21 protein-coding genes and 1 tRNA gene are annotated in these 23714 nt (G+C 63.0%); 10 read left to right on the top strand and 12 right to left on the bottom strand.

The window, feature by feature from the left end; genetic code table 11:
- Window positions 1–4: 4 nt before the first annotated feature.
- From ACT53M_RS03325 to ACT53M_RS03295, 7 genes are all read right to left on the bottom strand, one after another.
- Entirely contained in the window at window positions 5–1321 is a 1317-nt protein-coding gene (locus ACT53M_RS03325; protein WP_476231455.1) for a bifunctional folylpolyglutamate synthase/dihydrofolate synthase, read from the bottom strand.
- A 128-nt stretch (window positions 1322–1449) separates the two neighbouring features.
- On the bottom strand, window positions 1450–2310 hold the full coding sequence (accD, locus tag ACT53M_RS03320) for an acetyl-CoA carboxylase, carboxyltransferase subunit beta (protein WP_476231454.1): 861 nt from the start codon (window positions 2308–2310) through the stop codon (window positions 1450–1452).
- Window positions 2307–3119: a tryptophan synthase subunit alpha gene (gene trpA, locus ACT53M_RS03315; RefSeq protein WP_476231453.1), complete on the bottom strand. Its 813-nt coding sequence runs from the start codon at window positions 3117–3119 to the stop codon at window positions 2307–2309. The genes accD and trpA overlap by 4 nt, the downstream gene beginning before the upstream one ends.
- Before the next feature lie 124 nt (window positions 3120–3243).
- Window positions 3244–4473: a tryptophan synthase subunit beta gene (gene trpB / locus ACT53M_RS03310; protein ID WP_476231451.1), complete on the bottom strand. Its 1230-nt coding sequence runs from the start codon at window positions 4471–4473 to the stop codon at window positions 3244–3246.
- On the bottom strand, window positions 4470–5108 hold the full coding sequence (locus tag ACT53M_RS03305; RefSeq protein WP_476231449.1) for a phosphoribosylanthranilate isomerase: 639 nt from the start codon (window positions 5106–5108) through the stop codon (window positions 4470–4472). The genes trpB and ACT53M_RS03305 overlap by 4 nt, the downstream gene beginning before the upstream one ends.
- A 17-nt stretch (window positions 5109–5125) precedes the next feature.
- Window positions 5126–5632 (bottom strand): GNAT family N-acetyltransferase, encoded by a 507-nt coding sequence (locus tag ACT53M_RS03300; protein ID WP_476231448.1) that lies wholly within the window; start codon window positions 5630–5632, stop codon window positions 5126–5128.
- 105 nt (window positions 5633–5737) lie between these two features.
- Window positions 5738–5819 (bottom strand) — tRNA-Lys (locus ACT53M_RS03295).
- A gap of 94 nt (window positions 5820–5913) precedes the next feature.
- Here ACT53M_RS03295 and ACT53M_RS03290 point away from each other — a divergent pair.
- Window positions 5914–7185, top strand: a complete 1272-nt coding sequence (locus tag ACT53M_RS03290; RefSeq protein WP_476231447.1) for a tyrosine-type recombinase/integrase — start codon at window positions 5914–5916, stop codon at window positions 7183–7185.
- A gap of 89 nt (window positions 7186–7274) precedes the next feature.
- On the opposite strand, the gene ACT53M_RS03285 is transcribed toward ACT53M_RS03290, so the two are convergent.
- Window positions 7275–7931 (bottom strand): lytic transglycosylase domain-containing protein, encoded by a 657-nt coding sequence (locus ACT53M_RS03285; protein WP_476231445.1) that lies wholly within the window; start codon window positions 7929–7931, stop codon window positions 7275–7277.
- Window positions 7932–8055: 124 nt separating this feature from the next.
- Between ACT53M_RS03285 and ACT53M_RS03280 the strand changes: the two genes are divergently transcribed.
- The 4 genes from ACT53M_RS03280 to ACT53M_RS03265 are packed head-to-tail and all read left to right on the top strand — an operon-like array spanning window position 8056 to window position 14465.
- Window positions 8056–8985 (top strand): DUF7146 domain-containing protein, encoded by a 930-nt coding sequence (locus tag ACT53M_RS03280; RefSeq protein ID WP_476231443.1) that lies wholly within the window; start codon window positions 8056–8058, stop codon window positions 8983–8985.
- 40 nt (window positions 8986–9025) lie between these two features.
- The gene (locus tag ACT53M_RS03275; protein ID WP_476231441.1) at window positions 9026–13267 is read left to right on the top strand and encodes a strawberry notch-like NTP hydrolase domain-containing protein; all 4242 of its coding nucleotides are present in this window, start codon (window positions 9026–9028) and stop codon (window positions 13265–13267) included.
- Window positions 13268–13320: 53 nt separating this feature from the next.
- Window positions 13321–13734 (top strand): MbcA/ParS/Xre antitoxin family protein, encoded by a 414-nt coding sequence (locus tag ACT53M_RS03270; RefSeq protein ID WP_184053456.1) that lies wholly within the window; start codon window positions 13321–13323, stop codon window positions 13732–13734.
- On the top strand, window positions 13731–14465 hold the full coding sequence (locus ACT53M_RS03265; protein WP_476231439.1) for an RES family NAD+ phosphorylase: 735 nt from the start codon (window positions 13731–13733) through the stop codon (window positions 14463–14465). The genes ACT53M_RS03270 and ACT53M_RS03265 overlap by 4 nt, the downstream gene beginning before the upstream one ends.
- 65 nt (window positions 14466–14530) lie before the next feature.
- Here ACT53M_RS03265 and ACT53M_RS03260 read toward each other — a convergent pair whose 3' ends face one another.
- Window positions 14531–15043, bottom strand: coding sequence for a DUF6933 domain-containing protein (locus tag ACT53M_RS03260; RefSeq protein WP_184048443.1), 513 nt, complete (start codon window positions 15041–15043; stop codon window positions 14531–14533).
- Between the two features lie 256 nt (window positions 15044–15299).
- On the opposite strand from ACT53M_RS03260, the gene ACT53M_RS03255 reads away from it, so the two are divergent.
- Complete coding sequence (locus ACT53M_RS03255) at window positions 15300–16109, top strand: ATP-binding protein (RefSeq protein ID WP_476231438.1); 810 nt, start codon at window positions 15300–15302, stop codon at window positions 16107–16109.
- On the opposite strand, the gene ACT53M_RS03250 is transcribed toward ACT53M_RS03255, so the two are convergent.
- From ACT53M_RS03250 to ACT53M_RS03240, 3 genes are read right to left on the bottom strand one after another with little or no spacing between them, the layout of a single operon-like run.
- The gene (locus ACT53M_RS03250) at window positions 16056–17249 is read right to left on the bottom strand and encodes a hypothetical protein (RefSeq protein ID WP_476231437.1); all 1194 of its coding nucleotides are present in this window, start codon (window positions 17247–17249) and stop codon (window positions 16056–16058) included. The genes ACT53M_RS03255 and ACT53M_RS03250 overlap by 54 nt on opposite strands.
- Complete coding sequence (locus tag ACT53M_RS03245; protein ID WP_476231436.1) at window positions 17246–17596, bottom strand: hypothetical protein; 351 nt, start codon at window positions 17594–17596, stop codon at window positions 17246–17248. The genes ACT53M_RS03250 and ACT53M_RS03245 overlap by 4 nt, the downstream gene beginning before the upstream one ends.
- Window positions 17596–18162, bottom strand: a complete 567-nt coding sequence (locus ACT53M_RS03240; protein WP_096614283.1) for a hypothetical protein — start codon at window positions 18160–18162, stop codon at window positions 17596–17598. Before ACT53M_RS03240 ends, ACT53M_RS03245 begins: the two co-directional genes overlap by 1 nt.
- A gap of 447 nt (window positions 18163–18609) precedes the next feature.
- Here ACT53M_RS03240 and qatA point away from each other — a divergent pair, with 447 nt between their 5' ends.
- Genes qatA through qatD form a run of 4 tightly spaced genes read left to right on the top strand, consistent with a single transcriptional unit; the run spans window position 18610 to window position 23565 of the window.
- A complete protein-coding gene (gene qatA, locus ACT53M_RS03235; RefSeq protein WP_476231435.1) occupies window positions 18610–20589 on the top strand; it encodes a Qat anti-phage system ATPase QatA in 1980 nt (659 codons plus the stop codon).
- Window positions 20589–21458: a Qat anti-phage system associated protein QatB gene (gene qatB, locus ACT53M_RS03230; RefSeq protein WP_073974086.1), complete on the top strand. Its 870-nt coding sequence runs from the start codon at window positions 20589–20591 to the stop codon at window positions 21456–21458. Before qatA ends, qatB begins: the two co-directional genes overlap by 1 nt.
- A complete protein-coding gene (gene qatC / locus ACT53M_RS03225) occupies window positions 21455–22804 on the top strand; it encodes a Qat anti-phage system QueC-like protein QatC (RefSeq protein WP_476231434.1) in 1350 nt (449 codons plus the stop codon). Before qatB ends, qatC begins: the two co-directional genes overlap by 4 nt.
- Window positions 22801–23565, top strand: a complete 765-nt coding sequence (gene qatD, locus ACT53M_RS03220) for a Qat anti-phage system TatD family nuclease QatD (RefSeq protein WP_476231432.1) — start codon at window positions 22801–22803, stop codon at window positions 23563–23565. Before qatC ends, qatD begins: the two co-directional genes overlap by 4 nt.
- The last annotated feature ends 149 nt before the right edge of the window (window positions 23566–23714 follow it).

The raw sequence follows: 23714 nt of genomic DNA, 5'->3' as shown, positions 1-23714 counted from the left end.
TGCGTCAGTCCGGCAGTTCGCCATTGGCCTCCAGCACGGTTCCCGCGAGATAGAGCGAGCCCAGAATCAGCACGGCAGGCGATGCTTGTTGCGCGTGTTGCGCAATAAGTGACAGTGCCTCGGCGACATCGTTCGCCGTTGCGGTCGTCGGAATCGAAAGGTCGTGGCCGAGGGATGCAAGCGTTTCGGGTGCGTGATGGGCATGGCCCGGCACGGGGACGGCCGTGATGCTGGCAAGGCGGTGCGCGATCGGGCCAAGCAGCCCCAGCGGATCCTTGTTGGCGAGCATGCCCAGAACGAGGTGGCAGGGGCGCTCCGGCGCCACAAGTGTCGCGACGCTGCCGGCAATCACCTCGCCGGCTGCGGCATTATGCCCGCCGTCGAGCCAGCAGTCGCTGCCCGGCGGTAGCAGCGCCGTCAGCGGACCGGCACCGAGCTTTTGCATGCGCGCAGGCCAGCGTGCGCCCGTGGCGGCAGCGGCGAGGGCCGTATCGGGAATGTCGAGCGTGGTCTGGTGGCGCAGCACGGCAATGGCCAGCGCGAGATTGCCCGGCTGGTGCGGCCCGGCGAGTTGCGGCAGCGGCGTTTCTACGGTGCCGCGGGAGTCGCGATACACCAGGCGGTCTCCCGCGACCGCGAAGTCCCATGCCTTGCCCTGCGCCAGTACCGGTGCGCCGGCTGCGGCGACCACGGCGGCAATCTCGGGATCGTAGCGCATCGTCACCAGCGGCACGCCGGGCTTGGCGATGCCAGCCTTTTCGCGGGCGATCTGCGGCAGCGTGTCGCCCAGAAATGCCTGATGGTCGATGCCGAGCTGGGCAATGGCCGTCGCGGCGGGGCAGGGCACGACGTTGGTCGCATCAAGCCGCCCGCCGAGCCCCACTTCCAGCACACACGCATCTGCCGGTGTACGGGAAAAGGCGAGAAAGGCGGCGGCCGTCGTCACTTCGAAGAAGCTGGCGCCGATATCGCCGCCGGCATCGAGCACTTCCTCCAGCAGCGGCGCGAGCGTGTCGTCGTCGATCAGCCGACCGGCGAGGCGGATCCGCTCGTTGAAGCGGACAAGATGCGGGCTGGAATAGACATGCACGCGCAATCCTGCCGCCTCCAGCGCCGCGCGCAGAAAGGCGCAGGTCGAGCCCTTGCCGTTGGTGCCGGCGACGTGGAGGACCGGCGGCAGGCGGAGATGCGGATTGCCGACACGTTCGAGCAGCCGGGTGATGCGCTCCAGGCCGAGAATGTCGGCGCCCGGCGAGAGCGCAGTCAGGCGATCGAGTTGGTGCTGGACGGATGGATCGGCGGAAATAGCGAAGTCAGGCATCGGACCTTTTCCGCCCCTCCTCCTGGGAGGAGGGGTTGGGGGTGGAGGGATTCCAGAACGTTTGTTGGTCTCGGTGAGACACCGCCTCACCCCAACCCCTCCCATGAGGGGAGGGGCTCAGGAGGGTATCACGCCGCCGCCTTGGCCTCGCACAGCAGGCCGATCAACTGGCCCAGCGTGTCGCGCAGTTCCTTGCGGTGCGTGACCATGTCGACCAGGCCGTGGTCCCGATAATATTCGCTGGTCTGGAAATCGTCGGGCAGCTTTTCGCGGATCGTGTTCTCGATCACGCGGCGGCCGGTGAAGGCGAGCGTGGCGCCTGGCTCGGCGATCTGGACGTCGCCCAGCATCGCATAGGCCGCCATCACGCCGCCCGAGGTCGGATCGGTCAGCACGACGATATAGGGAAGCCCCGCATCGTGCAGCATCTCGATCGCGACCGTGGTGCGCGGCATCTGCATCAGGCTGAGAATGCCCTCCTGCATCCGCGCCCCGCCCGAGGCGGTGAAGACGATATAGGGCGCGCGGGCGGCAATCGCCGCCTCGACCCCGGCGATAAACGCCTCGCCCACCGCCTGGCCCATCGATCCGCCCATGAAGGCGAAATCCTGCACGCCGATCACGGCCTTGTGGCCAAGGATCGTGCCGCTGGCGTTCTGAAACGCATCCTGCTCGCCGGTGCTGGCGCGGGCGGCCTTCAGGCGTGCCGGATAGGGCTTGGAATCGCGGAACTTCAGCGGGTCTTCGCTGACCTTGGGGCTGGACAGCAGTTTGAAACTGCCCTCGTCGAACAGATGCGCGAACCGCTTCGCTGCGCCAATCCGGTCATGGTGCTGGCAGTGCGGGCAGACGTTCAGGTTCGCCTCGAACTCCTTCATGAAGACCATCTGCCCGCATCCCTTGCACTTGTGCCAGAGATTGTCGGGGCTCTCGGACCCGCGGGTGGTGACATAGGCGAGCGCGTTACGGACGCGCGAAATCCAGCTCATGCGACTTCCTTGCGTGCGGCGACCAGCGCCGTCTTCAATGTTGCGATATAGGTACGGACAGGTTCCGCCGCATCGGCGCCGTGACGGCCGACCAGCTCGACAATGGCCGATCCGACGACCACGCCGTCGGCAACGCGGCCGATCGCCGCCGCCTGTTTCGGGGTGCGGACGCCGAAGCCGACTGCAATCGGCAGGTCAGTCGCCGCCTTGAGCCGCGCGACCGCCGCTTCGATCGAGGCTGTGGCCGCCTGTTGAAGTCCGGTGATCCCGGCAACCGAGACATAATAGAGGAAGCCCGAGGCACCTTCGAGTACCGCCGGCAGGCGGGCGGCGTCGGTGGTCGGCGTGGCGAGGCGGATATTGGCGACGCCGGCGGCGCGGAGCGCTTCGCCGAGGCTGTCGTCTTCCTCTGCCGGAATGTCGACGCAGATCACGCCGTCGGCGCCAGCATCGAGCGCCGCCTTCGCGAACCATTCGGGGCCGCGCCGCGTCATGGGGTTGGCATAGCCCATCAACACCAGCGGCACCGCCGGGTGGCGCGTGCGGAACGCGGTGGCGATGGCGAGCACGTCGGCGGTGGTTGTCCCGGCGGCAAGGCTGCGCAGGTTTGCCGCCTGGATCGCTGGGCCATCGGCCATCGGATCGGTGAACGGCATGCCGAGCTCGATCACGTCGGCCCCGCCCGCGACGAGCGCGTCGAGGATTGCGGCCGTGGCGCCCGGACGAGGATCACCGGCGGTGACGAAGGTGACCAGCGCGGCGCGGCCCTCATCGGCGGCTCGGACAAAGGCGTTGGCGAGCCGGGTCATTGCTCCCCTCCCGCTTGCGGGAGGGGCTGGGGGGGGGGATAGCAATTCGAGGCGAGGTCGGTCAGGCCCTCCCCCGACCCCTCCCGCAAGCGGAAGGGGAGCGCAGGCTGATAGCGCGTCATCATCACATCTGCACTCCCAGCGCTTCCGCGACGGTGAAGATATCCTTGTCACCGCGACCGCAGAGGTTGGCGAGGATCACCTTGTCGCGGGGCATGGTGCGGGCTACCTTGGCCACGGCGGCAATGGCGTGGCTCGGTTCGAGCGCGGGAATGATGCCCTCGGTGCGGCAGAGCAGCTGGAAGGCATCGAGCGCCTCAGTGTCGGTCACCGCCGTGTATTCCACGCGGCCGATATCGCGCAGCCAGGCGTGCTCGGGGCCGATGCCCGGATAATCGAGCCCTGCCGAGATCGAGTGCGCCTCGGTGATCTGGCCGTCCTCGTCCTGGAGCAGATAGGTCCGGTTGCCGTGGAGAATGCCCGGCGCGCCGCCGGCCAGGCTGGCGGCATGGCGCTTGTCGAGCCCTTCGCCCGCCGCCTCGACGCCGAGCATCTTCACGCTCGCATCGTCGAGGAACGGGTGGAACAGGCCGATCGCGTTCGACCCGCCGCCGATCGCGGCGACCAGCAGGTCGGGCAGCTTGCCGGTGCGCGACAGCATCTGCGCGCGCGCCTCGCGGCCGATCACCGACTGGAAATCGCGGACCAGCTCCGGATAGGGGTGCGGGCCGGCGGCGGTGCCGATGATGTAGAAGGTGTCGTGGACGTTCGCGACCCAGTCGCGCAGGCCCTCGTTCATCGCGTCCTTCAGCGTCGCCGCACCGCTGGTGACCGGCACCACTTCGGCGCCGAGCAGCTTCATGCGGAACACGTTGGGCTGCTGCCGCGCCACGTCGGTCGCGCCCATATAGATGACGCAGGGCAGGCCGAAGCGTGCGCAGACGGTGGCGGTCGCCACGCCGTGCTGGCCGGCGCCGGTCTCGGCGATGATGCGTGTCTTGCCCATCCGCCTGGCAAGCAGAATTTGGCCGATGCAGTTGTTGATCTTGTGCGCGCCGGTGTGATTGAGCTCGTCGCGCTTGAACCAGACCTCTGCGCCCATACCCTCTGGCGCGTTTGCACGCAGCGCCTCGGTCAGCCGTTCGGCATAATAAAGCGGGCTGGGGCGGCCGACATAATGTTCGAGCAGGTCGTCGAATTCGGCCTGGAAGGCGGGATCGGCCTTGGCGGCTTCATACTCGCGCTCGAGGTCGAGGATGAGCGGCATCAGCGTCTCGGCGACGAAGCGTCCGCCGAACTGGCCGAAATGCCCGCGTTCGTCGGGCTGGGCGCGGAAGGAGTTTGGTGCGTTCATGGTCGGGCCACGGCTTTAAGGAAAGCGGCGATCTTGTCCACATCCTTGACGCCCGGCGCGGCCTCTATGCCCGAAGAGACATCCACCAGCCGGGCGCCGGTGGTGGCGATGGCTTCGCCGACATTGCCGGCATCGAGCCCGCCGGAAAGAACCCAGGGCAGGGGATGGGCGAAGCCGTCGAGCAGCTTCCAGTCGAAGCGCAGGCCGGTGCCGCCGGGGACCTTGGCGCCTTCCGGGGCCTTGGCGTCGTAGAGCAGCCGGTCGGCGGCGCCGCGAAAGCCGGCGGCCGGGATCAGGTCGGCGCGGGTCTTCACTGCCAGCGCGGCCCAGGTCTCGCGGCCGGTGCGGGCCTTCACCGCTGCTGCGCGCTCCGGCGTCACCTTGTGGAGCTGGATGACATTCAGCAGGCCCGCCGCGATGGCGGCGTCGAGCAGCGCATCGTCGGGATCGACGAACACGCCGACGCGCGCGACAGGGCCGGGCACCTGCGCCGCCAGCCCGGCTGCCCGGTCGAAGCCGATATGGCGGGGGCTGGGGGGGAAGAAGACGAAACCGATATGGCTCGCCCCGCCGGCAATCGCGGCGGCAAGCGTCTCGGGCGTGGACAGGCCACAGATTTTGGCAGTCGCGGGCATGGCGATGCCCTTAGGCGCTAGACGAGCGGCTTGGCCAGCACTTGCATGAACAGCGGCGGGTCGAGCGCGATCGGAAAGTCGCGCCGCTCGCCGGTGCGTGCATAGCCACGCCGTTCGTAGTATGCGATCAGCTTGCGGCGCTGCTCGATTACCGTCATCTCGATGCGGGTGCATCCAAAGGCGGTGCGGGCATGATCCTCCGCCGCAGCAATCAACTGGCGCCCGAACCCGCCCGCCTGGCGCAGCGGTTCGATGCAGAGCAGCCCAAGATAGGCGAGCCCGTTGCCGCGATCGGCGACATTGACGCAGCCGATCGTCATATCTTCCTCCCGCGCCACCAGCAGCGCCTGGGCAGGGTCCGCGACAATCGCTTCCAGCGTCGCCCGGTCTGTGCGTTCACCGGAAAGCAGGTCGGCCTCGTGCGTCCAGCCAAGCCGCGCACTGTCCCCCCGATAGGCACGCTCGATCACCGGGTGGAGCGCAGCGAGGTCGGTTACGGTAGCGGGGCGGATGGAAAGGGGCATGGTGGACCGGGCAGCTTTCGAAGCTTTCTACGGTCATTCCGAGGTTAAGGCCAGATCGGCAGCGCCCAATCTAGCAGTTACTATCGGGCTGCGGATTGGCGAATATGGTGGACGCACTAGGGCTCGAACCTAGGACCCGCTGATTAAGAGCCATGATCAGAGGGTCCTAGCGCATCCGCATGTGTCCAAAAATGGCGGAAATCCGGGATTCACAGTCCGCATTGTTCTTGAAATGTTCGCCAGTATCCACTACAAAAAGCTACCTAAGGTAGCAGGTACATATGGCGAACAAAGTAGGTTTGACGGACGCGAAGATCGCAGGACTCAAGGCGCCGGCGGCTGGTCAGATTGAGCTGGCCGATGGTATCGTCCCCGGCCTGAGGCTCCGCATGGGCGCCAGTGGTATCAAGACGTACATTCTGCGCAAGCGGGTTCAGGGCAAGTGGTTGAATGTGACCATCGGACGCCATGGTCCGAGTTTTACCCTCGCCCATGCGCGTAAGAAGGCGCGCGATCTGCTTGTCGATGTCGAGCAGGGCAAGAGCATTGCCAGGAAGCCGGGAGCTAAGAGGCAGGGGTCAAAGGGCGTCGGTACGGTTGCCGAGCTCTACGAGACGTATCTGTCCCAGCAGATCGAGGGCAAAAAGCGCAGCGCGAGGGAGTTCGATCGGGTCTTCCGAAAGTACATTGAGCCTGAGCTGGGAGACCGCCTCGCGGACTCCATTACCCGAGGTGACGTGAGCCGCTTTGTTGAGAAGATCGCATTCGAGCGGGGCAAGGAAACCCTGACGATGGCGCGGATCGTCTATCGCCATCTTTCGACCTTCTACACGTGGGCACTCACCAGACTCGAGCATATGCCTGCTAATCCCTGCCGGGACGCGTGGCGTCCGAAGCGGAATGAACCTCGTGATCGCGTACTCAGCGACCGAGAACTCGCGGCGCTATGGCAATCTGCGGTCGAGGATGGCTATCCATTCGGTCACCTTGTGCAGATGCTTGTCCTTACGGCTCAACGCCGGGGTGAAGTGCTCGATGCAGCTTGCGACGAGTTCGATTTCAAGGCGAAGGTCTGGACCGTCCCAGGCGACCGAGCGAAAAATGGCAAAGCGAATGTGGTGCCGCTGTCCGCGCAGGCTCTCGCAGTCGTCACAGAGGTATTCATGGCCGTAGGGATCGACCCTGACGACGCTCACAAGCAATCCCAGATTCTATTGGCATCGAAGGTCACCAGCTCGAACAGCGTTAGCGGCCTCTCGAAAGCATGGAAGCGGATCAGAGCAAGCGTGGACGAGAAGCTCGGCTACGAAGCCGGTCACTTCACAATGCATGACATTCGGCGGACGGTGGCAACTGGCCTCCAGCGTCTCGGCATACCTCTGGTGGTTTCTGAGGCGGTCCTCAATCACCAGTCAGGATCAGCTATGGCCGGTGTGGCGGGGGTCTATCACCGACACCAGTATACCAACGAGAAGCGCGAGGCGTTGGCGTTGTGGGGTAAGGAGGTAATGCAGATTGTAGCCAAGTACCCGGCCGAGGCCAAAAGCGGCTAAACTCCCGTGCAGTCGCTTGCCTGCGACATGGTCCAGCCCGGCAACAATCAGTCGATTGCCTCTGTTTCGGTTAACTTGGGGATAGACCGCTAAAAGCGCCAATGGCGAAGGACGTCGCGGACATATCCGGGCGTCTCGCCATTCCGCGGTATACCGCCCGCGCGTTCGACTGCGCCTGGACCGGCATTGTAGGCCGCGACAGCGAGGTGAACCACGCCAAACCTGTCGAGCATCTGCCTCAGATATCGCGCCGCGCCGAAGACATTGGCCATGGGGTCAAAGCGATTGGAGACGCCGAGTTCCTTGGCCGTTGCTGGCATCAGCTGGCCAAGGCCCGCAGCTCCTGCCGGACTGACAGCAAGGGGGTTATAGCGGGATTCCGTCCAGACGAGCGCGTCGAGCAGGCCGGTGGGCAATGAATACTTCGCTTCCGCCGCATAGACGTGGGGCAGGTAGCTCGCCCGCCGAAACCAGGATGGGGCAGTTTTGGCCTTGGGCTCGTATCTGTACGGCAGGTTGACTCGGCCATTTTCTGCAACGCTCGAACTTGGTGCTGGGGCGGCCTGCTCGGATTGCCAGAACCCATGCTCGACCAACTGAAATCCGTTCGATGCTTCGGCAATCCTAATGCCGCCGGATGGACCGGCACGTTGCTCGGGGACTTCTGGCCTTGGCAGATCCTGGGCATTAGCAGGCATGGCTGATGCGATGGCAATGCCGCCGATCAGGAGGACTTTCATTGTCATTTCTCGATCCTTCTATAGCCGAATCGAGTGAGAACATATAAAGAACAAACGATGTAGGAAAATGCTTTGGCGCTGGTGCAGAGCGGAGGCTGCGCGGGGAGGGCACCTCAACCGGAGTAGGTCGATGCCCCAGCTAGAGAAAAGTCATCAACTCGAACGCCGTGCCCGCACGATTGTCGAACGCCTCAAGGGAACATGGCGCCAGAACAAGGGCATGTGCTGCTGTCCTGCCCACGACGACCGCACACCGTCGCTCAGCGTGACCTTGGGGCGAAAGGCCATCCTGTTCCATTGCTTCGCCGGATGTTCGAATGAGGACGTCATTGCTGCATTGGATCGCCAGGGCTTTCGCAGCCGAGAGCTCTTTGATGGTTCCGGCCCTGGGACAGCTGATCGGCAAAATCAGAGTGACTTCAGTCCCAATGCGCGACGCTTGTGGCAATCGGCTTCGGCGATCTCCGACAGCCCGGTCGAACGATATCTCGCACAGCGCGGTCTCCAGCGCGCATCTGACCAGTTCCGTTACCTGGAACGTACGCCGCTCGGGCCACGCGGGGCAGTTAAATTTCTCCCTGCGATGCTGGCCGCAGTAACGACTGACATTGGCGTTATCGCAGTACACAGGACATTTCTCGATGTGGCGAGTGGCAAGCTGGCCGGCTTCGAGCGACCCAAGCGTGCGCTTGGCAGTCTCGGCTTTGGCGCCGTCAGAGTTGCTCCCCCGGAGCAGGGGAGGCTGGGCCTTGCCGAAGGTATCGAGAGCGCCCTCTCAGCCATGCAGCTCTTCGGGATCCCGTGCTGGGCGACGCTTGGAAACGAGCGGTTCGGTCTCGTCTCGATCCCGGAGAGCGTGCACGAACTCTTCCTGTTCATCGACAATGACGCCGGAGGTGCTCACGCCGAGGAGCGCGCGCTTAAGGCCTACGCTGCGCCTGACCGCGTTATCCACTCACGCGCGCCAGTCTCACCCGGGTTTGACTGGAACGATGAACTTAAGTCGCGCCTCGCCCGACAACCCGATCCATCGAGCAGAGGGGAGGGGGCCTTCGGCTGATTGAGGTCTGCCCGCCGCAGGACCTCGTCAGGAGGTTCCCATGTCCAACTCTTCCCTCGCCTTTGCATTCGATGACCCATCACCGCCCGTTGTTATGATGGCGGCCCAGACCATGGGTTCTGAACTGGCGGCAGGCCGCGCGCTTTCACGTAGCGACGTCACGCGGATCATGACGGAGCACTTCGGGGGCAGCGATGCTCTCGGCCGTTGGTCAGTTCGTGACGCTCACGCAGCGCTTGAGGTGGCACAGGTTCAATACCTGCAATCTTCAGATCAGATTTCGCTCTCGACCCCGATCGACAAGGCGGAACAGTTCTTCGGTTCCCTCGATGCCCGGCTTCCGCCCCAGACGAATCGCAGCGACGAGCAGATCGAATGGCAGCAGTTCGCAACGCCGCCGCGCCTGGCCTGGCTCGCTGCCCGGGCCTGCGCGCTGGCCACTAACGAGCTTGTGCTGGAACCCTCGGCCGGAACGGGGATGCTCGCGGTCTGGGCCGCCAAGGCTGGCGCGCGCCTTGCTCTCAACGAAATCTCGCCGCCCCGCCGCGACTGCCTGAATGCCCTGTTCCCGGCTGCCCGATTGGCCGGCCATGACGCTGAGCTGATCGACGAACTGCTCGATCCCGCCATCACCCCAAGCGTCGTCTTGATGAACCCTCCCTATTCGCACGGCATCGAGCGAGGGCACGACAGTCGCACCGGCTCGCGCCACCTCAGGTCGGCATGGAGCCGTCTGGCACCCGGCGGTCGCCTTGTCGCGATCATGCCTGAATGGTTCGACTGCGCGAAGTTCCTGGCGGGGCTGAAGGGACCGGTCTCGCTACGGCTCAATGCCACCGTCGAACGCGCGTTCGTCAAGCATGGCACCGGCATCACCACGCGGTTGCTGGTTCTCGACAAGGTGGACCACTCCCATGAGCCTGTGGCCATCCGCACAAGCGACTTTCGCCAGCTGGTCGATCTCGTCGATGCCTTGCCGGATCGCGCCGGCTTGGCGGCTGCTTCCGAGCAATCAAGCCTTCCGGCTCGTGCGCCGTTTCGCCTGGTCGCCGCGCCGCGCAGGCCGCTGCCGACACCAGCCAAGATCACGCCTGCAGCATCCGCCATCAGGACGCTCACCTACCAGTCGCTCGAAACCCCTGCGCCGCTTGCCCCTCAGGTCGGCCACTATCTGCCCTATCGTCCGAGCAGGATCGTGATCCATGGCGCAGCCGAGCATCCGACGCCGCTCGTTGAGTCGGTCGCCATGGGGTCGATCGCCGCGCCGATGCCCGAAGCTGTACCGCAGCTGCCCGACGGGCTGGTTGCCAAAGGGCTGCTGTCGACTGCCCAGGCAGAGACTCTGATCTACGCGGCCAACGCTCACGCGCGCAATCTTCCCGGCCGCTTCGAACCCGAGGACAAGGGCTGTTCGCTCAAGGCATCTGCGGAAGGTCAGACTTACCGGCAGGGTTATTTCCTTGGAGATGGAACCGGCGCCGGCAAGGGCCGTCAGGTTGCGAGCGTCATCCTCGACCGCTGGGTGCGCGGGGAACGGCGCCATATCTGGATTTCGAAGAACGAGGCACTGCTGGAAGATGCCCGGCGCGACTGGGCAGCGCTCGGCGGCCTGCCGATCGATATCCAGCCGCTTGCATCCTGGAAGCTCGGCACCCCCATCGCCATGCGCGAGGGCATTCTCTTCGTGACCTACCCGACCCTGCGGTCAGGCCGAAGCGAGGCGACCCGCCTCGACCAGCTCCTCGCCTGGGCGGGGAACGATTTCGACGGCGTCATCGTGTTCGACGAGGCGCACGCCATGGCCAATGCTGCTGGCGGAGAAGGATCACGGGGCAAGGTCAAGGGCTCCGAGCAGGGTATCGCGGGCGTGCGCCTGCAAAACCTCCTGCCCCGCGCGCGGGTGCTCTATGCCTCGGCAACCGGCGCGTCAGACGTCAACAATCTGGCCTATGCCACGCGCCTCGGCCTGTGGGGGCCGGAGACCGCTTTCGCCAATCGTGAGGCCTTCGTGGCCGACATTCGTGACGGCGGAATCGCAGCGATGGAGCTGGTCGCCCGGGACCTCAAGTCGCTCGGTCTCTATACCGCGCGTGCATTGTCCTTCGCCGGCGTCGAATACGAGATCCTCGAGCATTGCCTGAGCGAGGATCAGATCGCGGTCTATGATGCCTATGCCGACGCCTGGGCGATCATTCACGCCAACCTGCGCGACGCGCTGGAGGCTACCCGCATCGTCGATAGCGAAACCGGAGGGACGCTCAACTCCGGTGCCAAGTCCGCAGCGCTGTCGATCTTCGAGGGCACCAAGCAGCGCTTTTTCGCGCAGCTGCTTCTGTCGATGAAGCTGCCGAGCCTGTTACCAGCCATCGACGCCGCCATCGCTGATGGGAACGCCGTTGTCGTCCAGCTCGTCTCGACCGCAGAAGCCATGCTCAATCGTCGGCTTGGCGACCTCTCGGATGAGGAACGCGAAACACTCGAGATCGATCTGTCCCCGCGCGAATATGTGATCGACTACCTCACCAAGAGCTTTCCTGTCCGGCTGATGGCTGTCTTCACCGATGAAAACGGCAATCCTCGATCCGAGCCGATGAGCGACGAGCAAGGCGCGCCTGTACTATGCCGATCGGCACTCTCCGCGCGCGACCGGATGATCGAACAGCTCTGCGCCTTGCCGCCGATCGCGACCGCGCTTGATGCCATCATCGAACGCTTCGGCGTCGACCAGGTGGCAGAAGTGACCGGCCGTACGCGGCGGCTGATCATTGGTGGCGATGGCCATCAGAAACTCCAATCCCGGTCGCCGCGCGCCAACGTCGCCGAAACCCAGGCTTTCATGGACGGCACCAAGCACATCCTCGTCTTTTCCGATGCCGGAGGAACGGGGCGCAGCTACCATGCCGACCTCGCCGCCAGGAAGCAGGCCCGCCGTGTGCACTTCCTGCTCGAACCGGGCTGGCGCGCTGACGCCGCGATTCAGGGTTTGGGGCGGACCAATCGTACCAATCAGGCATCGGCGCCGCTGTTCAGACCGGTAACGACCGATGTGCGCGGCGAGCGGCGCTTCATCTCGACGATCGCGCGGCGGCTCGACAGCCTCGGCGCCCTGACGCGCGGGCAGCGCCAGACCGGCGGACAGAACCTGTTCGATCCGGCTGACAACCTCGAGAGCATCTATGCCAGGGAGGCGCTCCATCGCTGGTTCAGCCTGTTGTTCACCGGCAAGCTCGAAGCGGTCAGCCTCGGGCGCTTCCAGGAGCTGACGGGGCTCAGGATCGAAGCTTCTGACGGGTCGATGGTCGATGACCTGCCGTCGATCCAGCGCTGGCTCAATCGCATCCTCGCGTTGCCCATTGCCTTGCAAAATGCGATCTTTGACGAGTTCATGGGGCTGGTCGAGGCGCGTATCGATGCCGCCCGCCAGGCCGGGACGCTTGATCTCGGCCTTGAGACCATCGCGGTCGAGGACTTCACGGTCCTGTCGGACACGCTGCTGCGTACGGATCCGGCGTCGGGCGCGACCACCCATCTGCTGGAACTGGAAATCGCCCGGGCCCTGAAGCCGCTGACGCTGAAGAGGCTCGAAGATCTCCATGGTCTCGTTGGGCAGCGGCAGCGGCCTGTTCGGAACGCCCGTTCAGGCCGGGTTGCCTTGCTGGTGCCCGCCCGCAGCATTCTTGCTGATGACGGCAGTCGCGTTTCCCGCTTCGAACTGCTGCGCCCGTTGAAGCGCAGCCACATCGCCGAGGATCAGCTGGCTGAGAGCAGCTGGGAGGCAATCTCCGTCGACGCTTTCCGCGAAGCCTGGGCAGCCGAGGTTGAGGAAGCGCGGACCAGCCATAAGCGCGAGCGCCTCTATCTTGCGACGGGCCTTCTGCTGCCGATCTGGGACAAGCTTCCTTCGGATTTCGTAAGGGTCAGCCGCATCTCGGCGGCGGACGGCCGCTCGCTCCTTGGCCGGGAGGTTCCGGTCCATTGCGTTCCGGAACTGTGCCGGGCGCTGGGTCTGGAACGCGAGCAATCGCTCTCCGCCGATGACATCGTCCAGACCGTCCTGGCGACCGGCCGAGCCATGGAATTCGCCGGCCGCGAGCAGCTCATGGTCAAGCGCAGCCTGGTCAATGGCTCACAGCGAATTGAACTGACCGGATGGAGCGTAGCCCGTCTTGACTGGTACAAGGCTCAAGGGTGTTTCACGGAAATCATCCGCTACCAGACACGCCTCTTCGTGCCGATCGAGGGCGCAGCCAGCGTGATTGCCAGATTAGTGTCATCCGCATAAAACATTGCCAAATGGCATTAAGTGTCGTATATGATGCCAAATGGAGAATTGCCATGCTGGCTCTACAACCCGTTGACACTGCCGTTACCGCTTTCCGTCCCGATCCGATTACCCAAGATGAGGCAGCTGCCATGTTCCGGGCAGTCCTCAATCTGTTTGGCAAATGGGAGCTCACCGACGAGCAGGCTGCAACGCTGCTCGACATGCCAGTGCGCTCCTATCGCCGCTGGAAAGCCGAAGGTCCCGGGCGCGTCTCGCGTGATGGGCGTTCGCGCCTCTCCAACCTCATGGGCATCCACAAGGCGCTTCGGATCATCTTCTCGGAGGCAACTCGTGGCTATGCCTGGATCAGGTCGGCAAATGATGCGTTCGGTGGAGCCAGTGCGCTCGACGTGATGCTCGGGGGCGAACTCACCGACATCATGCGGGTGCGTCGCTACCTCGACGCCGAGCGTGGTGGCTGGTGAACGAAACGGCGGATATCCCCGTTTCTCGAGTTGAGTGGAAGGGCGCTGTCAGGATCATCCGCAGTGCCTTTCCACCGATCGACCTGTTCGAGGACATCGCTGATCCAGCCGACTGGCCGCTGCTGATCTCGGCAGAGCAGAAGACCAACCCCCGCATCATGGCGACGATCGGCAATCTCGATCTGGTGCCGGTCGAACGCCGCGTTGGCGGCAGCGGCGCCTCCTACCTCATGGCGCCATTCACCCACGTCAGCATAGACCGGACGAGCCGCTTTACCGATGGCAGCTACGGCGTGCTCTATGTTGGTGACCGGTTCGAGACCGCACTGTTCGAGACGATCCACCACCATGCCCACTTCATGGCGCGAACCAGAGAAGCACCTGGCTGGACCTCGCAATTCCGAGAGATCGTAATGTCGGTCGATGCTGACCTCCATGATTTGCGATCCACCGCGGGAGAGCCGGTTCCCGCGCTCGATCCCAACAGCTATGCCGCATCCCAAGCGGTCGCGCGGCAGCTCAGGGGCGCGGGATCAAACGGGATTGCCTACCCGAGCATCCGGCATCCCGGTGGAGATTGCGTCGCTCTCTTCTACCCGGACTGCGCGTCAAATCCCCTTCAAGGGCGGCACCTCGACTACCACTGGGATGGCGCGTGCGTTGACCTTGTCCGCGATGCCAGTTCGGGAGCTGTTTTCCGTATCGTAGATTTGCCGCCCGATCCTGTCTGACAGCATGAGTTGGCCCTCCGGCCGAGTGCTGTAGGATCTCCGCGCACAGAGGTTGGCCAGCAGACTCAAGTCTGTGCGCCAGCCTTCACGAGTTCATGAAGGGCTTTGTCCGGCGAAACCGGGCCCTTGTACAGCGGGCTGCACGGTGTCTCCGCTAGCTTGGCGGAAATCGCCAAGAGGTCGTCATCATCGCCCTTTTCATAGGCATAGGCGGCCAGCCAGAATTCGGCCTGCTTAACGAACTCGTTGAGGATGCCCACGACACTCCGGTTCGCGGTCTTTGCATACTGGACGGTGTCCATCCGCCAGACCTCTTGGGCAATGAATTCAGATGAGACGCCGTGTTCCCTCAGAACCAGCGCCAATTGTGTGGGAAATCGTCGGGTAAGCGTGGCCGCTGGGGCTAGCGGCATAAGCACAGGAAGCAGTGTGCGCTCAGAAGCCAGCAAAGCGACTTGCGGCTTCCAGAACAGCACCGTGGCATACCAATTGCCCAAGGCGGTATCGCTTTGCCCGGGCTCAGCGATCTCGGGTTTGATCCGATCAAGTAATTTCTTGGTGCAATGGAGGCAAAACATGGCGGCCCACGATAATGTTCGGTGTCCAGCGCGTCCACCGAAGCTGGTGGCCTGGCTGCTGGAATGATGAGACCCGCCACTCACATCGTCGTAGACAGGGGAGTTATGCGGGGCGTCAGAGCTATCAAACCAGAAGACGTCTGTGACCAACATCGCCGGGCACATCGCTCCTGAGTCAGCCCAATCATAATCCCCTAGCTGTGCTCAACCCAAAGAATTGTAGGCGTAAGCCAAGTGCTTATGGTATTGAGCAACGATGCGTACCTTGCAGGCACAGTTCTCGGATGTAGATGATCTTCTCAGAGAAGCGATGCATGGTCATTTGCATGGTCACGGTCCGTTTATCATCGAAAACTCAGGACGTATTGGTCCACTTGTCGAGTTACTGGCTGCTGCCCAGCAATTTCCGGCCGAGTATGCATCCGTTTCATTTGCGGGGTCATTTGCCCCGAAAGTTCGCGATGCTTGGGCAACGGGCCAGCCGTTCGGCGGCGGCTTCAGCGACCAAGCTGGGGCGTTTCCATTGCCGTTAGAGAACCCTGTTGAGACCGGTGATCCCGTGTGGGCGCAATGGCTCCTACACGCAGAAAATGCTGCCAAAAATAGAGGCTTTCCCGCCGGGCTCGTCGCATCGCTGGTAGGGGCATTGGGTGAGATGCAGGACAATGTCTATGAGCATAGCGGCGCGGCCCAAACGGGGCTGGTTGCATATGCGGTCACGGATCGCACCTTCGAGTTTGTGGTTGCGGATCGCGGCATGGGTGTGCTGGAGACGCTGCGGCAAAACCCTGACTACGCGTATTTGGCGGACGCAGGTGCGGCGCTGACGGAGGCGATCCGACCTGGGGTGTCACGGTTCCCTGCTTCCAGCGGACGGGGCCAGGGATTTATCCAGCTTTGCAGGTCAATGGTGACAGACCGGGTCGAGCTTCGCTTCCGCTCAGGTGATCATGCGCTCACGCTATGTCCGACAAATGATCCCCTTAACGGGCACCAACGGCTCAGCCATACCTCAGCCCTCGCGGGCCTGACGATCAGCGCGATTTGGCGCGCGGAGACCCCGTAAAGCGGCGTCGAGCCGCCGCTCTGCGTGGGTGCGCTCCAAGATGATATGATTGCTGTGAAGCGCTGCGACGTTCTGTTGCAACAACGTGTCTATGGGCGCGCCACGCGGCGTCGGATGTTTGCGCCACACTAATTTTCCGTCGGGGCGGAATTGGGCTTCTTGGCGGCATCGGGTCTTGGTGAAGGCGTCGGTATCGATCATCGTCACCGCCGCAAACACTGCGCGTAGCGGTTCCAGTGCCCGCATGCCGCCACGCACCACCAAACCCAGCGGTTGGGGCACGCGGGCGGCAAGTGCTGACAGCTGCGTCACATGCCAATCGAGCCGTTCGCCACGGCCCGTACCGGTCGCGAACTCGAATGCTAGGCATTGGATCTCCGGGCGCTCGGCGATCAGCTCGGCCCAGCGCTCGTAATCCCGTTCCGTCCGCGCGTTGACATGCATCGCGGTCGGAAGCCCTGCCTGCATCATCTCAACCGCCGCCATCAGGATGCGCTTCATGGAATGCATGTTGTCAGTGCGGGGCACATCGGTCAGCACGCTATAATTAGGTGGCGTGATCAGCGCGATGTCGAAGGTCGACAGCTGCTCCAGCATGGCAGCCCTGTCTGCTGCCGCCCAGTAGCGCTCGATCCTCCGGTCGCGCGCTACCCCTGAAATCACCAATCGGGCGTTCGGATCGATACCGAACTTCTGACCTAGCGCGTCCCTGTCGGGATAGCGAAGCGTGCCAGCGTTGATGTCCAAAAGCGCATGGAGCGGCAGCGCGACAATCGGAGAGTTGAGCGTGCCGATACGCGCCGTCGAATGCTCGATCAACGGAACCATGGGCGGCAGTGCCTCAATGGGGACGATTGGGGCGCGGGGCGCGTTGTTGAGGTCCAAGCCATTGACCTCCCGCAGGCGTTCTACAAACTGCTTGGGATTGCCTCGGCAGACCAAATCGCAGGTCGCTTTGTCATCGCAGCGACAATAATCGCTACAATCGAAGAAGCTGGCGCTGATGTGCGCACCGCCACAGATGGGGCGATCTACGCAGGTCACGCAACCCAGCGAACAGGGCATCGTTCCTGCATCGTCCCACAGGCGCTGCGAATTGCGGACGATGCGGGGCAGCGAATTGTTGTTGGCATTCTTCATTGCAAACGAAGCTCCACGCTGTTGCCGAACAGGCTGACCCGTTCAACGATCCCGAGAGCGACGCCGCCGCAGTCGGTAATGGTTGTGTGCATATCGGAAGGCAGGCCCTTGACGGCACCGATGCGGCTTTGCCCGCGGCACACCATTGCGTTGCCTGACCCACACTGCACGACCAGCTCGTCGCCCGCCCGCACGCTCATGCCGGGGTCGATGTCCGCCGTAATGGTCCGCTGTTGTGACCCGAACCGGACATCGAACAGGCCCGGCTGCTTGAGGCGGTCCACGCCCTTGTTCCAGCGCTTTCGCCAGGGCTGGCCAGATTGTTCGCGGATGAAATCAGCACCCATTACACGGTCTCCATCACCGGGCTGAACAGCTTGGTTTTGCCGTGCCGCACTTCCTTCAGCATGCCCTTGGCGGACAGCGTCGCCAGCCGGTTGTTCCACGCAGTCGTGCCGATCTTGTCATCGGGGCGAAGCTTGGCCAGCTCGGGCGCGGAAATCGGATGGTGCTGGGCAATCAGTTGGATGGTGCTCATCTGCCCTGCGTCGAGCTCTCCGAGGATCCGGGGGTCAGTGGCCGCGCCATCGGCATCAAGGGCACATGCCCAAATGGCGTCGTTGCGACCCCGAAGGTAGGTGGCAAGTTCCTCTTCAATGGTCGCATTGGCATTGGCCACCACAGGGTAGATCATGCCAGCCGCGTTGCGGCAGAAGTCGCGGAAGCCCATCACGGCCTCGCGAAGGAACGAACCCGTCGCGATGTCCACCTCCGCGAAATCGAGGAAGGCAAGGGTCGGCCCGACCACCGGCTTCGTCTTCTCGATCAACTGGGCGAGCATCTGCCGCCCCATGGCGCTACCGGCCAGCGTTGTGCTGCCGGCTGGGCTGGTCAACATCGGGTATCGAATCATTTCACAATCCTCACTAATGAACGTGAGATAAGTGAGCAATGGCGTTTCGTCAAGGTTTCTGCACCGAGCTTTGCCGATGTTGAGGAGAATCCGGGTAGCCGCCGACATACCGGACGTTCAGGGCGCCAGTTTGGCGCGGCAGAACCGGTCGTTCGCTCATTGTTGCCGATAGGGCGTATGAATGACGGGACCGGGGACAAAGCCGTCGCTCCCAATGCTCAGTTGAAAGACGGATTTCGGCGAGAGCAGGTGTGCCACCCTCACGCGAGTGTCATCGACAATCGACTGAAGTGGGAGCAGATGCGAAGCGCGCCGGCAGGAAAACACATAGTGATGTCGTCAGATCATTGAGCCCTCGGCTATGAAGCGAGCGAGCGGGCTTGGGCACGATTGTTTCCGGCTTGACCTATCGATCGATGCGTCCAAGCATGGTGTTGGGGGTACAACATGTTTTTGTTCGACAACGAGACCAAGGTCGATTTGCTCAATAGTGAGCCGATCGCTGCGTCGATCGTGGCACTGCTGCGAGATAATCCATCTAAACCGATTACGATCGGCGTGCACGGCGATTGGGGTGCCGGGAAATCAAGCATTCTCGAGATGATCGAGAATCAGTTCGATAGCCTGGAGAATTCGGTCTGCCTGAAATTCAACGGCTGGCGGTTCCAAGGCTTCGAAGACGCCAAGATCGCTTTGATCGAGGGGATCGTTTCCGCGCTGGTAGAAAAGCGCCCGATGCTCACCAAGGCTGGCGATGTGGTGAAGGATATCTTCAGCCGTATCGATTGGCTGAAAGTCGCCAGGCACGCCGGCGGGCTCGCGTTGACCGCGACGACTGGTATCACCTCTCCGGATCTGGTGGCCGGCCTCGTTGGCAAGCTCAACGAACTCGCCGCCGATCCCGCCAAACTTGCTACGAAGGCGAACCTTGATGCCGCGGCGGAAGGTGCGAAAGGCCTGCTGAAGCCCTCTTCGAAGAAGGTGCCGGAAGAGATTCAAGCTTTCCGGAAGGCGTTCGACGAGCTCTTGCAGAAAGCCGGGGTCGATCAATTGGTCGTGCTGATCGATGATCTGGACCGGTGCCTTCCGGACACTGCGATCGAGACGCTCGAAGCCGTACGGCTATTCCTCTTCACCGATAACACAGCTTTTGTCGTGGCTGCCGACGAGGCAATGATCGAGTATTCCGTCCGCAAGCACTTCCCCGACCTGCCCGACAGCACAGGTCCGCGCGATTACGCCCGCAATTATCTCGAGAAGCTGATCCAGGTGCCTTTCCGCATTCCGGCGCTCGGCGACGTTGAGACCCGCTCGTACGTAACGTTGCTTCTCGTTGGCGCAGAGCTCGGCGAGGAGCATGTCGGCTTCACGAAGCTGATCGCCGAAGCACGGGTCGCTCTGCGCGAACCTTGGAAGGGCGGCGGCGTCGACGCGGCGTTATTGCGCGATACCCTCGGCAATCTCGGCGACAAATCTCAAGCCGTGGTCGCAGCGTTGACCCTAAGCGACCAGATTGGCCCCCTGCTCGCCAGAGGCACATTCGGCAATCCGCGCCAGATCAAACGGTTCCTGAATGCGCTCCTGCTACGCGAACACACTGCTCGCAATCGACATTTCAGCGAAGATTTTAAACGCACGGTCCTCGCCAAATTGATGCTGGCAGAACGCTTCATTCCGCGCCTTTTCGAGCAGGTCGCGAACGACGCTGCTCGGGATCCGGAAGGTTTTTGCAGGCGCCTGGACAGGCTTGAGGCGGGTCCAGCGTCGGAGCCTGCCATCGAACTCGCTGCCGAGCCGGCGTCCGACGAAGGCACGGCGCGACGCAAGACGAAACCCGAAACTACACCCGCACCGGCCCCTGCGGCCGATCAAATCCTCGAAGAATGGCGGGTCGATGACCGTGTTACGGAATGGGCCAAGCTCGAGCCGAAATTGATCGGCGTCGATCTGCGCCCCTATCTGTTCATCGCCCGCGACCGGAAGGATTTCTTCGGCGGCGCCTCTACGCTCGGCCATCTTCAGGGTATCGTGGAAATCCTAATGCTGCCCAAGGTCGCGATCGGCGCGCAGGGGGCTAAGCTCAATGAACTTGTGCCCGCAGAGGCCAGCAAGGTCTTCGAAGGCGTACGATCCCGGATCATGTCGAACGAGGATATCAAGCAGAAGCCCAAGGGCATCGACGGCATCATAGCCCTCGTTACCGCGCATCCCGCGCTCGAACCGAGCCTGCTCGATCTCATAGAGCAGCTTCCCGCTGACCGTTGCGGTCCCTGGCTGGCCTCAGGCTGGAACGCAGCGTTGACTGCGACGCAATCTGGCCAGCGGTTTGCTCTGATCGCGAAGAGGTGGGCCGAGCAGGATGGTAACGCCGCCCTCAAGATGGCGGCGAGCGCTGCTGTGTCGCTCAAGGGTAAGGCGAAGAACTGATGGGAACCTCGACGCCCTTCAGCGGCCCCAAAAGCGGCAACCCGCTCGTTCCTGATTTCGTTGATGACGACACCGCCGGCGCAGCTCCACCGACGGCACCGGCGCCGCAGGACGGGGATGGAGTTCCGCCCGTCCCACCTGCACCAGCGCCACGCCCGGCGCCCATGCCACCGCCGATGCCAGATCGATTTCGAAGTGCCCGCCTGAACTTCACCAAGTTCGCGAGTTCCGGCGGTAGCGATCGCCGAGCGCTTGGACGCGCCGTATCCCAATACGTGTCACAGGCTGCGGGAGGCTCGGTTTCTGCCGCTCGGAGGATGGGTTCGTCACGCGGAGCCGCAGCGCGGATAGCCGGCTTCCTCGGGGACGTTGGCTCCCGCGGGCTGCAAGCAGCACTCGCGACTCTCAACATGGCGGGATTGGCCGGAAGGCCAGCGGCCGACATCCTGTCGGCACTCGTCGAGCACTTCTGCCCAGAAGGCGGATCGATCGACGAGGGCATCGCACGCGACGCTTTCATGGAGACCGTCATCGATCTGGCCGACGCTGGCGTCACCGACATGGCCAACCTTACCTCTGAACAGATGCAGACCGTGCTCGAACTCTACGTCGCCCACACAATCGAAGATCGGATCTACAACGATGTCGGGATAAAGGGAGTCGAAGTTCCCTCGGACATCAACGCCGCTGAAGCCGTGCGTGACCAGCTCCACGATTTCATTCTCGGCGGTGTCGCAGATGCCTTCAGCGAAGCAGCGATCGACTTCGCTGCGATCGATTCAACAGCGCTCGGACAGACGATCGACCGTATCTACGAAGCGGCCTTCGACATCCTCGAGGCGCTCGGCGAAGAGGAGTCTCAAAAGTGACCCGGCACCTCATCGTAGGCCGGCTCGGCCCAAGCGATCGCACGAGGATACCGAAGGCAGCCGACGAGCAGATGACGCAGCTAGCATTCGGCCCTGCCGATGGCCTGGCATTCGGGATAGGCCATGCGCTAGACGACTTGCGAAAGCTTGGCCTCCATCCGAGCGAGATTGGCGCAGATCTCCTAATCCTTGCCGCACATGTTCACGCGGCCGATACGCGGATCTCGCGCGCTAGCGAGGCGCAGGATGGATGGACGCGCGAGATCCGGCTGGTCGTCCCAGTCAGCGATCCAGCCATGTGGCGGACGACCGAGCTTACAGTTAAGCGGGCGCTCGACTTCCTTACGGGTGATCGTTGGCAAATCGGGTTCCGTGCGCGCCCGCGAACCCACCACGCCCTCGTCGTTGCACCCGACAATCGACTTGGCGGCATCCCATATGACGGCATTAGCCTGTTTTCGGGTGGGCTCGACAGCCTGATCGGTGCGATAGACCGGCTGAGTGCGGGTCACGCGCCGCTGTTCGTCAGCCATGCGGGCGAGAGCGCCGTCAGTTCGTCGCAGGAGGCATGTTTTAACGGACTCAAGCGGCACTTCCAACGCAACGACCTCGATCGCTTGCGCGTGTGGATGACCTTTGAGAATGGGTTGGTTGAGGACGTCGCCTCGGAGTCGACGACGCGGGGAAGGTCCTTCCTGTTTTTCGCGCTGGCCGCCGCTGCCGGTTCCGGACTGGGACGCCAGTTTGAAATACAGGTTCCCGAGAATGGCCTGATCGCGCTCAACGTACCGCTAGATCAGCTCCGCCTCGGCGCCCCTAGCACGCGTACGACCCATCCCTTTCATATCGCTCGTTGGAACGAACTCCTTCGCCAGCTAGGAATTTCGGGCTTGCTGGTCAATCCCTACTGGAACAAGACCAAGGGGGAGATGGCGTCCGAGTGCGCGGAGCAGGCGCTGCTGATGAAGCTTGCTGCGAGTTCGCTCTCTTGTTCGTCACCCGCCAAGGCGCGCTGGCTCGGACTGCCGCAGGGGCATTGCGGACACTGTCTTCCCTGCCTGATCCGACGCGCCTCGCTGCTCGGTCGCGATCCGACGCCCTACATTCTCGACGACCTCAAAGCCGTCACGCTCGACACGCGGAAGGCAGAGGGGATACAGGTCCGGTCTTTCCAGCTCGCAATCGAGCGCATGCGGCGGAAGCCCGACCTTGCAGCAACGCTCGTTCATAAACCCGGAAGCCTAGCCGACGTGCCCCACCAGACTGCAGATCTCGCTGACGTCTATCGACGCGGTCTAGCCGAGGTCGGTCGCCTGCTGAAAGGCGTCCGGGCTGCGCCCGGATGACCGCCCCGAACAACGTCGACGGTACAGCGCTCGTCGATTTTCATTGTCACCTTGATCTGTATCCCGACCATCAGGCCGCTATCGACCAATGCGAGCGCGAAGCCGTTTATACCTTGGCTGTCACGACAACTCCGAAGGCCTGGGAGCGGAATCATCAACTAACGTCCACGACGAAGTACGTCAGGGCGGCGCTCGGACTCCACCCACAGCTTGTGGAATCGCGATCACACGAGCTCGCGCTCTGGAAGGAGTTGGTAGACGAGACGCGGTACGTCGGTGAGGTCGGCCTCGACTCGGGCCCGAGATACTTTCGCTCGCTGGACCTGCAGAAACAGGTGTTCGGCGAAATCCTGGATCGATGCGCTGAACTCGGAGATCGAATCCTGACGGTTCACAGCGTGCGCGCGGTGAAGCTCGTGCTCGACTCCCTCGAGGCTCGCTTTCCCCAAGGACGCGGCAAGGTCGTCATGCACTGGTTTACTGGCACGCTTGCGGAACTGCGACGCGCCGTCGACATGGGGTGCTATTTCTCGGTTAACCTTGCGATGCTCGAAGGAGATCGCCGCAGGGCGCTCGCCGCAGCAATACCGCTCGATCGAGTGCTGACTGAAACCGATGGTCCGTTCACACAGACGTTGGGACGCCCCTCCCATCCGGTCGACGTATCTATCACGGTATTGGAACTCGCCCGCATGCACGGGCTCGATGGGCCGTCGATGGCACGGCGTATCACGGGAAACCTAAGGGCGCTGATCGGCTGACCACCATGGCAGGAGTTGCGGTCAGTCTAATTGGCAGCTCTCGTCAAGACCGGACGTCGACCGAAGCCTATGTGAATAACCGACTCCTGGTCGTGTGCTTCCACCCTTGGCTCCTACGTATCCGAATGGCGGCTATCCTGTTTCGCGCG

Source organism: Sphingomonas sp. DMC6 (assembly GCF_056314225.1).
The sequence above is the reverse complement of the archived record's forward strand: the minus strand, read 5'-3'. Positions and strand labels throughout refer to the sequence as shown.

Coding starts and splice junctions, on each gene's coding strand:
- ACT53M_RS03260 (WP_184048443.1), bottom strand. CDS start 15,043: ATGTTTTGCCTCCATTGCACCAAGAAATTACTTGATCGGATCAAACCC.
- ACT53M_RS03305 (WP_476231449.1), bottom strand. CDS start 5,108: ATGCCCGCGACTGCCAAAATCTGTGGCCTGTCCACGCCCGAGACGCTT.
- qatB (WP_073974086.1), top strand. CDS start 20,589: ATGGGAACCTCGACGCCCTTCAGCGGCCCCAAAAGCGGCAACCCGCTC.
- accD (WP_476231454.1), bottom strand. CDS start 2,310: ATGAGCTGGATTTCGCGCGTCCGTAACGCGCTCGCCTATGTCACCACC.
- qatA (WP_476231435.1), top strand. CDS start 18,610: ATGTTTTTGTTCGACAACGAGACCAAGGTCGATTTGCTCAATAGTGAG.
- ACT53M_RS03325 (WP_476231455.1), bottom strand. CDS start 1,321: ATGCCTGACTTCGCTATTTCCGCCGATCCATCCGTCCAGCACCAACTC.
- ACT53M_RS03255 (WP_476231438.1), top strand. CDS start 15,300: ATGCGTACCTTGCAGGCACAGTTCTCGGATGTAGATGATCTTCTCAGA.
- trpA (WP_476231453.1), bottom strand. CDS start 3,119: ATGACCCGGCTCGCCAACGCCTTTGTCCGAGCCGCCGATGAGGGCCGC.
- qatD (WP_476231432.1), top strand. CDS start 22,801: ATGACCGCCCCGAACAACGTCGACGGTACAGCGCTCGTCGATTTTCAT.
- ACT53M_RS03290 (WP_476231447.1), top strand. CDS start 5,914: ATGGCGAACAAAGTAGGTTTGACGGACGCGAAGATCGCAGGACTCAAG.
- ACT53M_RS03245 (WP_476231436.1), bottom strand. CDS start 17,596: ATGGGTGCTGATTTCATCCGCGAACAATCTGGCCAGCCCTGGCGAAAG.
- trpB (WP_476231451.1), bottom strand. CDS start 4,473: ATGAACGCACCAAACTCCTTCCGCGCCCAGCCCGACGAACGCGGGCAT.
- ACT53M_RS03285 (WP_476231445.1), bottom strand. CDS start 7,931: ATGACAATGAAAGTCCTCCTGATCGGCGGCATTGCCATCGCATCAGCC.
- ACT53M_RS03275 (WP_476231441.1), top strand. CDS start 9,026: ATGTCCAACTCTTCCCTCGCCTTTGCATTCGATGACCCATCACCGCCC.
- ACT53M_RS03250 (WP_476231437.1), bottom strand. CDS start 17,249: ATGAAGAATGCCAACAACAATTCGCTGCCCCGCATCGTCCGCAATTCG.
- ACT53M_RS03240 (WP_096614283.1), bottom strand. CDS start 18,162: ATGATTCGATACCCGATGTTGACCAGCCCAGCCGGCAGCACAACGCTG.
- ACT53M_RS03280 (WP_476231443.1), top strand. CDS start 8,056: ATGCCCCAGCTAGAGAAAAGTCATCAACTCGAACGCCGTGCCCGCACG.
- ACT53M_RS03300 (WP_476231448.1), bottom strand. CDS start 5,632: ATGCCCCTTTCCATCCGCCCCGCTACCGTAACCGACCTCGCTGCGCTC.
- ACT53M_RS03270 (WP_184053456.1), top strand. CDS start 13,321: ATGCTGGCTCTACAACCCGTTGACACTGCCGTTACCGCTTTCCGTCCC.